This window comes from [Clostridium] aminophilum DSM 10710, from assembly GCF_000711825.1.
In the GTDB taxonomy this organism is placed as follows: Bacteria; Bacillota; Clostridia; order Lachnospirales; family Lachnospiraceae; genus Clostridium_R; species Clostridium_R aminophilum.
The window spans coordinates 1-14,749 of sequence record NZ_JONJ01000017.1 but is presented as its reverse complement, the minus strand read 5'-3'; the positions used below and the strand labels follow the sequence as shown (position 1 = coordinate 14,749).

At 52.8% G+C, this 14,749-nt stretch carries 13 protein-coding genes and 1 pseudogene; 2 read left to right on the top strand and 12 right to left on the bottom strand.

Going from position 1 to position 14,749, the window contains the following annotated elements; translation table 11 throughout:
- Positions 1 to 17: 17 nt before the first annotated feature.
- The 5 genes from murI to BR86_RS0111820 form a co-directional block, all read right to left on the bottom strand.
- Complete coding sequence (gene murI, locus BR86_RS0111840; protein WP_031474167.1) at positions 18 to 800, bottom strand: glutamate racemase; 783 nt, start codon at positions 798 to 800, stop codon at positions 18 to 20.
- 198 nt (positions 801 to 998) lie between these two features.
- Positions 999 to 2,222, bottom strand: coding sequence for a peptidase T (pepT, locus tag BR86_RS0111835; protein ID WP_031474165.1), 1,224 nt, complete (start codon positions 2,220 to 2,222; stop codon positions 999 to 1,001).
- A 20-nt stretch (positions 2,223 to 2,242) separates the two neighbouring features.
- Positions 2,243 to 2,800 carry a transcription repressor NadR gene (locus BR86_RS0111830; protein ID WP_031474163.1) on the bottom strand — a complete coding sequence of 186 codons (558 nt, stop codon included), beginning with the start codon at positions 2,798 to 2,800 and terminating at the stop codon, positions 2,243 to 2,245.
- 60 nt (positions 2,801 to 2,860) lie between these two features.
- The gene (gene nadC, locus BR86_RS0111825) at positions 2,861 to 3,712 is read right to left on the bottom strand and encodes a carboxylating nicotinate-nucleotide diphosphorylase (RefSeq protein ID WP_334291607.1); all 852 of its coding nucleotides are present in this window, start codon (positions 3,710 to 3,712) and stop codon (positions 2,861 to 2,863) included.
- A gap of 151 nt (positions 3,713 to 3,863) precedes the next feature.
- Entirely contained in the window at positions 3,864 to 5,183 is a 1,320-nt protein-coding gene (locus tag BR86_RS0111820; protein ID WP_038288678.1) for an L-aspartate oxidase, read from the bottom strand.
- A 507-nt stretch (positions 5,184 to 5,690) separates the two neighbouring features.
- Between BR86_RS0111820 and nadA the strand changes: the two genes are divergently transcribed.
- Complete coding sequence (gene nadA, locus BR86_RS0111810; RefSeq protein WP_031474157.1) at positions 5,691 to 6,608, top strand: quinolinate synthase NadA; 918 nt, start codon at positions 5,691 to 5,693, stop codon at positions 6,606 to 6,608.
- Between the two features lie 176 nt (positions 6,609 to 6,784).
- On the opposite strand, the gene BR86_RS15325 is transcribed toward nadA, so the two are convergent.
- Positions 6,785 to 7,462, bottom strand: a complete 678-nt coding sequence (locus BR86_RS15325) for a TetR/AcrR family transcriptional regulator (protein ID WP_051684789.1) — start codon at positions 7,460 to 7,462, stop codon at positions 6,785 to 6,787.
- A gap of 202 nt (positions 7,463 to 7,664) precedes the next feature.
- Here BR86_RS15325 and BR86_RS0111800 point away from each other — a divergent pair, with 202 nt between their 5' ends.
- Positions 7,665 to 8,543, top strand: a complete 879-nt coding sequence (locus tag BR86_RS0111800) for a DegV family protein (RefSeq protein ID WP_051684788.1) — start codon at positions 7,665 to 7,667, stop codon at positions 8,541 to 8,543.
- Between the two features lie 210 nt (positions 8,544 to 8,753).
- Here the strand turns inward: BR86_RS0111800 and BR86_RS0111790 are convergent, their stop codons facing one another.
- From BR86_RS0111790 to BR86_RS16200, 6 genes and pseudogenes are all read right to left on the bottom strand, one after another.
- Complete coding sequence (locus tag BR86_RS0111790) at positions 8,754 to 9,119, bottom strand: hypothetical protein (protein ID WP_031474149.1); 366 nt, start codon at positions 9,117 to 9,119, stop codon at positions 8,754 to 8,756.
- Positions 9,120 to 9,245: 126 nt separating this feature from the next.
- The gene (locus BR86_RS14790) at positions 9,246 to 10,874 is read right to left on the bottom strand and encodes a DEAD/DEAH box helicase (protein ID WP_038288660.1); all 1,629 of its coding nucleotides are present in this window, start codon (positions 10,872 to 10,874) and stop codon (positions 9,246 to 9,248) included.
- A 390-nt stretch (positions 10,875 to 11,264) separates the two neighbouring features.
- Complete coding sequence (locus tag BR86_RS0111775; RefSeq protein ID WP_143099375.1) at positions 11,265 to 11,858, bottom strand: YcxB family protein; 594 nt, start codon at positions 11,856 to 11,858, stop codon at positions 11,265 to 11,267.
- Between the two features lie 73 nt (positions 11,859 to 11,931).
- A complete protein-coding gene (locus tag BR86_RS0111770; RefSeq protein WP_031474143.1) occupies positions 11,932 to 12,756 on the bottom strand; it encodes an HAD-IIA family hydrolase in 825 nt (274 codons plus the stop codon).
- Positions 12,757 to 12,998: 242 nt separating this feature from the next.
- Positions 12,999 to 14,072, bottom strand: a complete 1,074-nt coding sequence (dctP, locus tag BR86_RS0111765) for a TRAP transporter substrate-binding protein DctP (protein ID WP_051684787.1) — start codon at positions 14,070 to 14,072, stop codon at positions 12,999 to 13,001.
- Positions 14,073 to 14,562: 490 nt separating this feature from the next.
- A pseudogene (locus BR86_RS16200) lies at positions 14,563 to 14,749 on the bottom strand (IS4 family transposase); the annotation flags it as partial.

Sequence of the window (14,749 nt, the reverse complement as noted above, 5' to 3'; positions counted from 1 at the left end):
GGGATCAGCTTTCTTTCTTATTCTCTTGTGTCCATCCGGTAAAAAGTCCGGTACAGTTCTATTTCTTCTGCGGTTTCTTTGCTGGAAAGGAAGACAACTTCTCCCTCCCCGGACGAATCGGACCGGAGTCCGTATTCTTCCAGTTTCCGCTTCAGTTCCCGGGCCGTTCCCTCGCCTCCGTCATAGAAGCGCACGTCACCGAGCACCTCACGAATCTGCCGGCGTACGAACGGATAATGCGTACATCCGAGAACGACGCTGTCCACTTTTCCGCGGTACGGTCCGAGAAGTTCACTCATCATCGCCTTCAGATCCGGGGCGTCCAGACTGCCCTTCTCAATCCTTCCGGCCAGTCCCGGACACGGAACCGCCGTCACATCCGCATCCTTGCCGTATGTGCGCTCCAGTTTCTGGAATTTTTCCAGTTTCAGTGTGACCGGCGTCGCGATAACCATAATATGTCCGTTCCGGTCATCCTCCGTCGCCGGCTTCAAGGCCGGCTCCACACCGATCACCGGAATTTCGGTGAACGTCTCACGCAGAAAACTGATCGCCGCGCTGGTCGCTGTGTTGCAGGCGATCACAACTGCCTTCAGTCCCCGCTCAACCATCGGACGGATCATGTTCATCGTCAGCTGCTGCACTTCTTCTACCGTCCGCTCTCCATAGGGCGCATTCGCCGAATCGCCGAAAAAGACAAAATTCTCATTCGGAAGAAGCGCCGTGCAGTCTTTCAGCACGCTGATGCCGCCGACTCCCGAGTCAAAAACACCGATATAACCTTTGAAATCCTCTTTCAAAACATATGCCTCCGTGAGAATCTGATGATAAAAGCCGTCTTCTTTCCGAATCCGCACCGGCCCCGGCAGGAATCGAATTCATACGGCCGATAAAACAAAAATGCAGATCTACTATAGCACAGATTGTCTTCTCACGTTACTCTTTTTGTCTTAGCCTCCCCGCGCCGCCCCGATATGCCCCGGCCGGTCCAAACGGGCTCATGCCAGTTTCCGCGCAAGACTCACCAGCACATCCACCATTTTCCGCATCGAATTCACATTCAGATACTCGTAGATTCCATGGTAATTCTCTCCGCCGGTGGATAGATTCGGGCACGGAAGGCCTTTCCAGGAAAGCATTGCTCCGTCGGTTCCGCCGCGGATCGGCACGGATACCGGCTCAATCCCCTGATCGCGATATGCCTCAGCCGCCGCATCCACCAGTTCCATGTGCGGCCGGATCTTTTCGATCATATTATAATACTCATCGCGCAGCGAGACTTCAACCGACGCGTCCGTCTGTTCCAGTTTCCGGTTCAGCGTATCCGCCGCCTCCCGGAAAAGGCGTTTCTTTTCCCCGAACTTTTCTTTGTCGTGATCACGGATGATGTATGTCATGCGGCACTCGCTCTCATCTCCCGCCATGTGGCAGAGATGAAAGAATCCTTCCCTTTTCTCCGTGTTTGCCGGAATACAATCCGGCAGAAGACGGTTGAATTCCATCGCCACAAGCTGCGCATTGATCATCTTGTCCTTTGCCTCACCCGGATGAATGTTCACGCCATGGATCAGCACCTTTCCTTCTGCCGCGTTGAAATTCTCGTATTCCAGTTCGCCAAGCGTTCCGCCGTCCACCGTATAGGCGGCATCCGCCCCGAATCCCGGAATATCAAAATTCTCGGTGCCGCGGCCGATCTCCTCATCCGGTGTAAAAGCAATCTCGATCTCCCCGTGCGGAATCTCCGGATGCGCGAGGAAATACTCCGCCATCGCCATGATCTCCGCGATGCCGGCTTTGTCATCCGCACCGAGAAGCGTCCTTCCGTCCGCCACGCACAGATCGCATCCCACCGCCTCCAGAAGTTTCGGGAAATGTCTCGGCGAGAGAACCTTCCCGTGTCCGAGTTCGATATCCCCGCCGTCATAATTTTCCACAACGCGGGGTGTGACATGATCATCGCTTGCACTCGGCGCAGTGTCCATATGGGCAATGAAGCCGACCTTATGCCGCTCCTGCACGCCCTCCGAAAGTGTCGACGGAATCCGCGCGTAGACATAGCAGTTTCTCGTCAGCCGGACATCCGCCGCTCCCATTTCATTCAGTTCCTGTTCCAGCACAGTCGCCAGATCAAACTGTTTCGCCGTGGACGGCTGACTCTCCGTCTCTTCCGAAGACTGTGTGCTGATTCGCGCATAGCGCATAAACCGTTCCAAAACATCCATATCGTTTACTCCCGGGATCCTCACGGCTGAAGTTCGGCTTTTTTCCAGAAATCCACCGGCTCATAATCCTGAAGCATTGCCAGAAATCCGGCCTCCTCCAGTTTCGTCTGGATCATGTCGAGAATTTTCTCCGACTCCGCCGTGACGGTGTGATAGTGATAACCGGACGTCGTGTTCTTCAGAAGCTTTGATTTTCCGGCGCCGATCGATTCCAGATACCGTTTGATATCATAGCGTGACTGGATATTCAATTCCCCACGTATTATGCCGTAGACCTTGTGATATACGAAGACATCCTCCACACAGCCTCCCATATCAACGATCAGTGAAAGTTCATTTTCCACTTCCTCATCCGTATGGAACACTTTGAACACCCGGCTCGCACGTTTTTTCTCTGTCAGAATATATCCGCGGTTGGTTGAGTAGATCTCCCGTCCTTCCGCCCGGATCAGCGCGATATCCTGCACGATAACCTGCCGGCTCACATTAAACCGCCGGGCAAGATTGCTGCCGGATACCGGGCGCTCACTGCCAAGCAGCGCTTCAAGAATCTCTCTACGTCTCTCTTCTCCGCTCATCCCGCACCTCCTCGTCTGTATACTCAGTATCATACCATACTTTGACGCTTTTCAGTCGTATCAGATTGCGTGAAGATGTTTCAGAGAAATGTCCAGGATCGGTGCGGAATGCGTCAGTGCTCCGCTCGAAATGAAGTCCACCGGGAGATCGCGGATTTTTTCGATGCTTTCGCGGGTGACATTTCCGGAGATCTCGATCTCCGCCTTTCCGTCAATGATGCCGATGGCTTCTTTCATCGTATCATGCTCCATGTTATCAAGCATAATGATGTCTGCGCCGGCCTCCACCGCCTCGCGAACCTGCTCCAGCGTTTCCGTCTCCACCTCAACCTTGCGTACAAACGGCGCATACTCCTTTGCCATCCGGACGGCTTCCTTCACGCCGCCGGCTGCTCCGATGTGGTTGTCCTTCAGCATCACGCCGTCGGACAGGTTATAGCGGTGATTTGTTCCGCCCCCCACACGAACGGCATATTTCTCGAAAATGCGGTTGTTCGGCGTTGTCTTCCTCGTATCCAGAAGCCGGATTCCGGTCCCCTCCAGCAAAGCCGACGTCTGACGGGTATATGTCGCAATTCCGCTCATCCGCTGAAGATAATTCAGGGCCGTGCGCTCACCGGACAGAAGCACCCGGATATCGCCCGTCACCACTGCCAGAAGGTCGCCTTTTTTTACCTCATCCCCGTCCTTTGCAAAGAACTCCACTTCGGTCTTATCATCCAGAAGCTGAAACGTTCTCTCAAACACCGGAAGACCGCAGATCACGCCGTCTTCCTTGCAGATCAGATCAACACTCCCCTTCTTTTCAAACGGCATCACGCTGTTCGTCGAGACGTCCTCCTGCGTGATGTCCTCCCGCAGTGCGCTCAGAATGAGCGGATCCGCATTCAGTTTCATCGTTACCGTATCCAACATATCCGTGCTTTCCCTTTCCCTGTTTTTCTCATCATATCGATATCGCATTATTGTTCGAATCATGCGAATCGCCCCCGCGATGTCCGGTCCTGTAGCAAAAACCGCCAAAGACTTATGCCATCACGGTTTCACACCTCCGTCCGGGCAGTTACACCGCGCGGTACGCCGCAGCGCTCTCACGGCCGCCGTTTGCCTCGTCGATCTTTGCCTCGACCAACGCAGAATACTTCCTCTGCAGTTCTTTTTCGTTGCGGTATTCATCCAGACAGACCATCTCAAACGCCGCCGGATCTTTCTTTACCATATCCCGCTTCTTCTCGATATCCTGTGCCGCGCGTTTTGCAAACACAAGGCTTTCCAGAAGCGAGTTGCTCGCCAGACGGTTCTTTCCGTGAACACCGTTACAAGCGGTCTCACCGACCGCATAGAGCTGTTCCATGGACGTTCCGCTCTCATAGTTCACCTTGATGCCGCCCATGAAATAATGCTGCGCCGGCACAACCGGAATACATTCCTTTAACGGATCATATCCGTTCTGTCTGCAGTACTCCACGATATTCGGGAAATGTTCCCGGAGTTCCTTTTCCGGAATTGTCCGGAGATCTTCCCACACGAATTCGGTTCCGTCCTTTTCCATCTGCTTCCGGATCTCCCGGGTCAGAAGATCTCTCGGCAGAAGCTCATTCGTAAAGCGCTTCATGTTCTTGTCGTAGAGCTTCGCGCCCTCTCCGCGGACAGACTCCGAGATCAGAAAACTCCGTTCCTCGGATTCCGCATTGTAAAATGTCGTCGGATGAATCTGAACGTAATTGATGTTCTTCAGCTCCACGCCATGACGGATGGCGATGGCAAGGGCATCTCCCGTCAGATGGCGGAAGTTTGTCGAATGGCGATATAAACCACCTATTCCGCCGGTAGCCAGAACGGTTTCATCCGCCTCAACCTTCTCCAGCGTGCCGTCTTTTCTGCGGATAATCGCCCCATAGCACACATTGTTTACCGAAACCAGATCCACCATGGTGGTATACTCCATCATGGTGACATTGTCCAATTTCTTGACCTGTTCAAGAAGATGGCTTGTGATCTCTTTTCCGGTGATATCCTCATGAAAGAGAATCCGCTTTTCCGAATGGCATCCCTCTCTTGTGAACTCCAGCGCACCTTCATTGTTCCGTGCAAAACGGACGCCGTAGGCAATCAGATCCTTCACTACATCCTGCGAAGAGCGGATCATAATATCAACCGAGCGACGGTCATTTTCATAGTGCCCCGCCTTCATCGTATCTTCAAAATAACTCTCATAGTCACCGTCATCCTTCAGCATACAGATTCCGCCCTGCGCGAGATAGGAATCGCTGCTCTCGAGATCCGACTTTGTTATGATGGTGATTTTCATATCCCGCGGCAGATTGAGCGCGCAGTAAAGTCCCGAACATCCACATCCGATGATCAATACATCTGTCTTCATTTTCCCCTCCAAACCCGGCTGTACCGCCGGAGCTGACTGTTTGCCGTGTGCGCTAAAGTCCGGATGCTGCGTCCGTGTATCACACAGCCCGGACATCTTGTCCGTGTACACTGCAATCCGGATGCTGCGTCCGTGTATCACACAGCCCGGACACTTTGTCTGTGTTCGCCGCAGCCCGGATTCTTTGCCCGAATGAGCGGTCTGCACAGATCACGGCTGAAACTACGCCGGATTATAGCACCCTTTTTCTTTACTGACAAGTCAGTTGTAAATATTATCATTGTCAGCTGTCTTGACAGTAAAATATTCGTTGTCTATAATGGGGGACTGTAAACTTCCTTTCAACGAAACGAAACATGCTGTGCGGACCGCATGTGTTCCGCACAGGCCGCCGGGACTTCCCGCAGGCAGCAGACTTATCATCCGCTCAGGCCGCCGGGACGCTCCCGCAGACGGCAGACTCATCATCCGCGCCGGTTCCGCCGGTGCGGCAAACAGGAGAACAGTATGACCACAAGAGAACTTCAGGACGAAATTATCCGTCTGAAAAAAGAAAAAGGCATATGCATCCTCGCACATGCCTATCAGAGTCACGATATATGGGAAGTTGCCGACTACGTCGGCGATTCCTACGGTCTTGCCGTCGAGGCTTCCAAAGCGCCGCAGAAAAAAGTCATCATGAGCGGCGTGCGTTTCATGGCAGAGACCGTAAAAACGCTCTCGCCGGAAAAAACCGTGTATCTGGCCAATCCGATGGCGGGCTGTCCGATGGCGCAGCAGATGGACCGCGAAGCCGTCCTCGAAATGCGCAAACAGTATCCGAACGCCGCGGTTGTCGCTTACATCAATACCACCTCGGAGCTGAAAACCGCCGTTGACGTATGTGTCACGTCTTCCTCCGCCCTTCGAATCATCCGTTCCATGCCGGAAAAAGAGATCCTTTTCATCCCGGACTGCAACCTCGGCGGATGGATCGCGGCTCAGTGTCCGGATAAAACCTTCCATTTCTTTAAGGGAGGCTGCCCGACCCACATGAGTCTGAACGCCGGTGATGTAGCCAAAGCAAAAGCCGCTCATCCGAACGCCCTTCTTCTGGTTCATCCGGAATGTCTTGCGGAAGTCACCGAACAGGCGGATTACGCCGGCAGTACAACCGGAATTATGAAATACGCGAAAGAAAGCAGTGCAAAGGAATTCATCATCGGCACGGAACAGAGCATTGTACAGCACCTGCAGTTCGACTGTCCGGAGAAGAAATTCTACTCCATTTCCCAGAAATGCGTCTGTCACAACATGAAGATGACCACGCTCGTCGATCTCTACAACATCGTTGCAGGAAAAGGCGGCGAGGAAATCACGCTTTCCGATGAGGTCATCCGTGGAGCGAAAGCCTGCATTGACCGCATGATCGCACTCGGCGGCTGAACCATCCTCTGTTCATCCAGACTGTTGCAGCGGGGTACCGTTTTTCCGGTCGCCCGTTCCGGCGGGGTACCGTTTTCCGGTCGCCCGTTCCGGCGGGATACCATTTTCCGGTCACCCGTTGCGGCTGGGTACTGTTTTTCCGGCCGCCCGTTCCGGAGCCGCAATAAACCGCAGTCTCACACTTCACGCCAGTCTCCGCTCTCTTCCGACCCGTCCGGCAGATCCGGAGCCGGCGTGTTTTTCTGTATCTTCTGAACCAGTCCCAGCGCTCCCTGAAACATCAGAACCGCCAGTTCCTCCGAGACCTCCTCCAACGGGCGTTTCTGTTTCTGCAGAAACCATTCCGTGTACACGGCCACGAGTCCTGCCACCGCAAAGTCCAGCACCATATCAAAATGCTCCCGATCGATGTACTCCTGATCTCCGAACCGTTCCACAAATGTTGCTTTCAGCATGGCCATAACCTTCACCAGAACCGAACTCAGATCTTCCTTGGTCAGGAGCCCCCCGTAAAAATCCAGATTCTTCTCCACCAGTTTTGCAAGCATCATAAAGAACTTCTCCGGCCTGCGCATCAGTGTTTCCAGATCCATATCGTGGATCGCCGCCCCGAACTGCCGCACCAGCTCATCCTCGATCTCGTCCTGCACCGCCGCCGGATTCGCATAATATGTGTAAAATGTCTTCCGGTTGATATCGGCCTCCTTCGCAATCTCTGTCACGGTGATCTGACTGAGCGGCTTTCTTCCGAGAAGCCGGAACATCGCCGAGAGAATTTCCTTTCTGGTCCGGTCCGTGCGTCGATCACAGCGCTTTTGTCCCCGTCCCTCCCTGTCCGCAGATTGTTCGATCATTTTTTCTCCTTCTCCCTGCAATGTAGTGTTTCCCTCCGCATAACGCAGTTTATTTCTCTTTTTCTTTTCCTGTTATTCAACATTTATTGGACATTATGTTGTTTTTTACTCATCTGATACTATTCATGATGTTGAATTATAACTCATTTCATTGGAAAATAATAGCCGTGCAAAAATAAGAATATTACATGAGGAGTCACCTATGTCTGAATATGAGATTTACATTGATGCCTCGGTCGATGTGCCGGCCGATGTGCTGAATGATGGAAATGTCCACATTGTCCCGATGCACTACACCGCAGACGGCGCCGAGCGCGTCATGGAACGCCCGCTCAACGATGAAGAGATGAAGGCCTTCTACGACGAGATGCGCGCCGGTGTTGTCATGAAAACCAGTCAGATCACCCCGTTTCACTACGAAGAAGCGTTCCGCGCCGATATTGAAGCGGGAAAAGGCATTCTTTACCTTTCCCTTTCTTCCGGCCTGAGCAACACCTACACATCCGCGCTGACCGCCAGAGAAACTCTTCTCGACGATCACCCGGACGCAAAGATCGAGGTTGTCGATACCCTCGGAGCAACCGGCGGAATGGGACTTCTCCTGATTCTCTCGGTTCGCAACCGTGAAAAAGGGATGTCCATTGAGGAAAATGCCGCATTCCTGCGCGATCATGCGCTCGATGTGGTCTTCTGGTTCGTCGTGGACGATCTCTCCTTCCTTCGCCGCGGCGGCCGAATCTCCGCAGCAAGTGCGATCGCCGGAACCATGCTGAATATCAAACCGATTCTGAAGATCACCGACGAGGGAACCCTCACCGGCGTCTCCAAGCAGCGCGGCATCGCAAAAGCGCTGAAATACATGGCTTCTCTCTATGAAAAGAGCCACGAGCAGACGATCGCCGATGATGTCATCATCTGTCATGCAGACGATATCGGGCGCGCAGAGAAGATCCGTGACATGATTCTGGACATCAATCCGAACGCCAGGGCAAGAATCACGTCTCTCAGCCCCATCATCGGTGCCCACACCGGTCCGGGTATGACCTGCATCTGCTATCTCGGCAACCGGAATATTGTCTGACGGAACAAAGTCCGCAAGCGGACTTCGGCTTCCCCGTCACCGCACTCGGAGAAATCTCCTGCTACCGCAAAGAAGGTGCTGTGCAGCCGCCGGAATTCCGGCTGCTGCACAGCACCTTCTTTTGCCATATATTCAGAATGTTTTTCAAAAAGCCCACTCCGGATCATCATCCGGATGGATTTTTCTTTCAAACACTCTCCATCCGTTGGTTTACCATTCGTAGTTCCAGACTTCGCACTGCATGACGCCGACATCTTTTCTGCCGGTATAATCCTCCAGCACCTGCGCAAGGTTTCCTTCCCCGTAATAAAGATAATCTTCCAGATAATCACCGGTCTTTGTGATTACTCCGACACATTTATCCGACCGCAGATGCTCCGTACCGTACCCCTCAAACAGTACGCCGAAACGCAAATCCAGATCCAGCACCGGCACACGGATGAACCACCTCTCCGCACTGATGAATGTGCGCTTGTCGATGGTCAGAATATCCAGATCATCGCATAAATGCGTGTAAATATTTCCCGTGATCCCAAGCTGGCTTACCCTGATATCTCCAATCTTCTCAAAACTCATACTTCTTCCCCAAAAGTCTTATGTCTTTTTCTATATCGTTTATCTCAGGGGTGAGACGCCGTTTCCGCGCCTCACCGAATGTTTTTCTTTTTCGAAGTTAAGTGCCTGATGTCACCCAAACATCCGTCACTCCGCATCGCGTCTGCGAGAAGCTCCTCCTCTTCTCTCTCGCGCCTCTCCGCTCTCGCGGCGGCCAAAGCTCCGCTCTCTCCTCTCCCGAGCTTCTCCGTTCTCCCGGCGGCCGAAGCTGCGTTCTCTCTTCTCCCGCGCTTCTCCGTCCTCCCGGCGGCCGAAGCTGCGTTCTCTCTTCTCCCGCGCTTCTCCGTTCTCCCGGCGGCCGAAGCTGCGTTCTCTCTTCTCCCGCGCTTCTCCATCCTCCCGGCGGCCGAAGAATCTTCCTCTTCTCTCACGGCGTTCGCCGCGCTCCATCCCGGATGCGCCAACCTCCTCAGATCCTGCGTTTCGAACCTCCGCGGTCTCCGCATTTTCCCGGACTTTCGCGCTGTTTCTCTGATCGCCGGTTCGCATTCCGCCGTTTCTTCTTCCGAAGCCTCTTCCTCTCCGGTCTCCCGAAAAACGGTCTCCTGCAAAATTAGCTCTGCGCTTTCTTCCGAAACCTCTGGTCTTCCGCTCCAGGACGATCGACCACTCGGTCTTCAGCTCCTCAATCTGATTCTTCAGGAGGCGCTCAATATCCGCCAGTGCGCCCATCTCTTCCTCACTGCAGAGGGAAATCGCCTCACCGGTCTGTCCCGCACGTCCCGCACGTCCGATACGATGAATGTAGGACTCCGCCTCTTCCGGTAGATCATAGTTGAACACATGGCTGATCTTCGGAATATCCAGTCCGCGCGCTGCTACATCCGTCGCGACCAGAACATTGACCTTGCCGGAGCGGAAATGTTCCAGCGCGCTCTGTCTCTGTCCCTGAGTCTTGTCTCCGTGAATCGACGTGGAATTGATGCCCAGCTTTTTCAGCTCGCGGACAAGCCGGTCCGCTCCGCGCTTGGTTCTGGTAAATACAATCGAGCGGGTAACGTCGGTCCGGTCAAGGAATTCCTTCAGGATCAGTTTCTTGTTGTCTCTCTCCGTGAAACAGATCTTTTGATCCACCGTCTCCGCCGGCGTGGATTCCGGGGCAACCTCGATCTCATCCGGATCCTGCAGAAGTTCTTCGGCGAGTCTGCGGATTTCCTTCGGCATGGTCGCGGAGAACAATGCCGTCTGCCGCTCTGCCGGGATCGCTTTCGCAATCTTGCGGATATCACCGATGAATCCCATGTCCAGCATCCGGTCCGCCTCATCCAGAACAAACATCTGAATGTCCGCGAGCGACACAATGCCGCGCTCCATGTAGTCCATCAGTCTTCCCGGCGTCGCCACCAGGATGTCACATCCTCTGCCGATTGCCGCAATCTGCGGTCCCTGCTTTGCGCCGCCGTACACAACCGCGGTGCGAAGTTTCAGGTATCGGCCGTATTTTTTGAAATTGTCGAAAATCTGGACTGCCAGTTCTCTGGTCGGGGTGAGTACCAGGGCCCGAATCATCCGGGAATCCCTGTCTCCAAGATTCTGAAGGATCGGAAGAGCAAATGCCGCCGTCTTGCCGGTACCGGTCTGCGCACACGCAATCATGTCGCGTCCCTCCAGCATCAGCGGAATCGCCTTCTCCTGGATCGGTGACGGCTCTTTATAGCCGGCTTTGGCGATCGCATTTTTGATTTCTTTCTTCAGATTCATTTCATTGAATGTCATTATAATTATCTCTCTTTCCTGCTGGAACGCAGCAAAAGCAGTGCCCTGAAACTCACAGTGCCCGGGCGTCCTCGCCCTGTTTTTTATACTGTTCCGCTTTTCTCATACGTCCCGTTTCCGGTTTCCGTTTCCGCATTCTATATCTCCGCAGGCTACATTTGCCCGCTTCCGGTCTGCATCATATGAGAAAAAAAGAAGAGAATTCTTATAAATGTACAATCATATAACACAAAACAAATCCATCAAAGAAATAAGCTAACCAGACCGGTGCCTGATCAGCTTATAAATTTACTTATAATAGAATGAAAAGACTTGTTGAATCATAACACATCGGAATAGAGATTGCAAACGAAACCGCTCCGTTTCTTGTACTCTTCCCGATACATGGTTCTATCTCCGGTTATGGAGGCGTACCGCCAGTTCTTTTCCCGGAATCTTCGGCGTGTGAATCCGCTTTCCGGTCCCGGTCTCGATCCGCTCGCGCCACTCTTTTTCCCGGTCATCCAGCACGTCTCTCGGCACGACCCATCCGCCCCGCTCATCGCGGAAAATGTAGTAATTCCGGGAATCTTCACCGACTGCCCGAATCTCTTCATAGGAAATCGGTCCTGCCTCCTTCGCATGATCCGGAAGAGAAAACACCGCGAATCCATCCTTATAGAATTCCAGTCTCGTCGACGGATATCCCCGTCCGGACGCCTCAATCGCATCGATCAGTTTATTAGCCGAGTGATTGGCCGAAACATATTTTGCCGTCAGATGGCAGCCGCCCACTGCCAGCAGAAGGTAGCTCCACCAGTTCGGCATGCTCACGGTTCCGAAACCGATCAATGCTAGCGAGATCACCACCCGGAGCACCTGCTCTTTCACCCGGAACAGATCGCACTGCATCCGCGCAAGCCCGGTCAGCGTTTCCCTGGTGTGCGTCATCTCCACCGCGATCAGACCGTTTCTCTCGTCACTTCCCAAAATCTTACTGCTCAAAATCCGCTTCTCCTTTGATGTCCCGGTATCTCTTCTGCTTTCATTTGCCCCGCGATTTCCGGCCCCGTTCCCGTCACGCCTCTCTTCCTTCAAGGATTGCGGAAATTGCTCTCACATCCGGTAAAACGTAAGACGGTTTCCGGTCGGTCTCCCGCACCATCTTCTCATCGGTCTCCCCGGAAAGCACGAGAACCGAGACCGTTCCCGCATTCTGCGCGACCGCAATGTCGGTATAAAGCCGGTCGCCGACGCAGCAGATCCGGCGGTTATCGATCCCCCGCTCTCTCGCGATCACGTCCACAATATTCCGGTTCGGTTTTCCGATATAAAACGGTTTCACGCCGGTAGATGCCGTCAGAAGCGCGCAGATGCTTCCGCAGTCCGGAAGAACCTCATCGTGCGGCATCGGGCATACCCAGTCCGGGTTCGCCGCGATGAACGGCGCGCCTTTTCGCAGGAAATGTACCGCCCGTTCCAATTCACGGTAAACCAGTTCCGTGTCAAATCCGACCACCACAACATCTGCATTTTCGTCATCGATCTGCGCGCCGTAGCGTTCCAGTTCCGCACGGAACGCTTTCGTTCCGACCACGCAGCATTTCTTTCCCGAAAAATTCTGCTGAAGATAAAGCCCGGTCGCCATTCCCGACGTGAACACATTCTCTCTTTCACACGGGAACCCGAGTCGTCTGAGACGATCGATGTAATCCGCGCCCGCCCGGGACGAATTGTTGGTCAGATAAATGTACTGTTTTCCTGTTCTCTTTAGTGTATGAATAAAATCCACGGCGCCTTCAAAAACGTCATCTCCAAGATACAGCGTCCCGTCCATATCAAGGATGAACAGTTCGCTCTCTTTCAGTTTCTCATAATCTGTTTCTGTCTGTAATTCTGACATGATGACACCTCCGCATACTTTGGTATTATACCACATAAGCCACGAGCCACGCGAGCATTTACGCTCATGTGGCAACGGCATGACATCACAGTCGCGAAGCGGCTGTTATACCACAGAAGGCAGGTGCCGGGCGAGCGCTTGTGCTCATCCGGCTCCCTGCCTTCTGTCTTTTATCTCCTGTCATCTGCTTTCTGTCTTTTGCCCCTGAATCCGGCCTTCGCTTATCCCCCTTTATACCGCTATCATCTCTTTCGAAATGCCGTCAGTTTCTCATTAAGTTTCCGGTGAAGTTCCGGATCTGCAAGATACTCCTCCTCGATCCAGTCATATACCGGAGCGCAGGCCGCTTCGAATGCGTCATGATCGACGTCATTCCACGTAACACCCTTATTTTTCAGTTCGCTGATCATATTCGCCTCATCTGCATCGCACGAGGTCTGTTCCCATTTGCCGCAGTCTTCCGCACACTCATCGACAATCTTCCGGTATTTTTCCGGGATGGACTGATAGACATCTTCCGGCATAAACAGCCATCTCGTCGCGATCAGATGATGGGTTTCCGCCACATTTTTCACCAGCTCATACGGAGCTCCCGCGCCGGCGAGCGTCGAAGTCGATCCTTCAAAGCCTTCCACTTCTCCGGAGGAAATCGCAGCCAGACAGTCTGTAAAAGACATCGGCTGAGCAATCGCTCCCATGGCTTCCAGCGTTTTCACAAAAAGCGGAGAGGAGGTCGCCCTCATCTTCACGCCATTCAGATCTTCCGGCTTCGTGATCTCCCGGTTGGTGATCAGGTTGCGGAAGCCGAAGGAAAAATGTGTATCCAGAACATGAATGTTCTCTTTCGCCAGCTTCTCCCGAATCTCTTTCACGACCTCCGAATCCATAATATAATTGTATTCTTCCGTGTTTTCGTAGAGCATCGGTCCGACCAGCACCGCACAGTCACCGACATACTCCGCAAACAGAGACGGTTCTTCCAAACCGATCCAGTTCTCCCCGTTGACTGCCTGTGTCACAGAATCCCCGTAACAGTCCAGCTGATTCTGTCCGTAATACGTCACCGATACATGGCCATCCGTCTTCTCCGTAATCTCTTTGGCCAGTTTCTCGGACGCCTTGTAATTCCATTCCGTCGGCTGAAAGACGTTCGAAAACTTCAGGTCAATGTGATATACCTCATCCGGATTCGTGATTGCTGCAGACATCGCATCCGCCGACGTCCCCCTGCTCTTTTCCTCCTGCGTTCTCCCGCAGGCCGCAAGCAGTGATAACGAAGCGGCCGTAAGTACGATGGTAACCGTGCGCTTCTTCATGTGACATTCCCCCAAATCTGTTTCCCGCCTCGATTCTGATGGTTCCTTCTAATCCGTCTTCCGTGCTAACTTCTGTTAAATTATATTATTGCCGTTTTTTAACTGCAAGTATGTTGTGTCGTATTCTGTAATTTTTCCATCTTTTAATTCGAGACGATCTCCCAAAACCATCCGCCCAACGGATTCATGCCGGCTCAGCCGTCGCAAAATTCCACGGCGAGTGCGCCGGAAGCCTGCCTGAGAGTGTATTCCGGAAAACTCTCGCGGAACCGTTTTCCATACTGCAGAAAGTTCGAAGCACTTTCCTGTGGTACGGAAAAAGGGGACCCCGGCTGTCACAGCCAATGTCATTAAGTTAGTATTGTATCCCGAGGCTGAAACTTTAAAGAGGGTGCTGAAATTGTTCCGGCATCCTCTTTTTCCATGTCTTTTTCCACGACAAATAGACGGATGCAAATCCGTCTGATAAATACGTGTATAATCTATGGATTTATGCTACTCTATAAAGGAAACCTTTAAAGATTCTTGCGGATTGGTATCTTTCCCGATGCCGGTCAAGCCTGACAGGTACAAGATTTCTTGATATGATGGTTTCCAAATTGGGTGGAGATGTAATACCGCGGTAGAACTTTCTGCACATGTGAGCTGCAACTGAGAAGTTAGCTTTATATGTATAT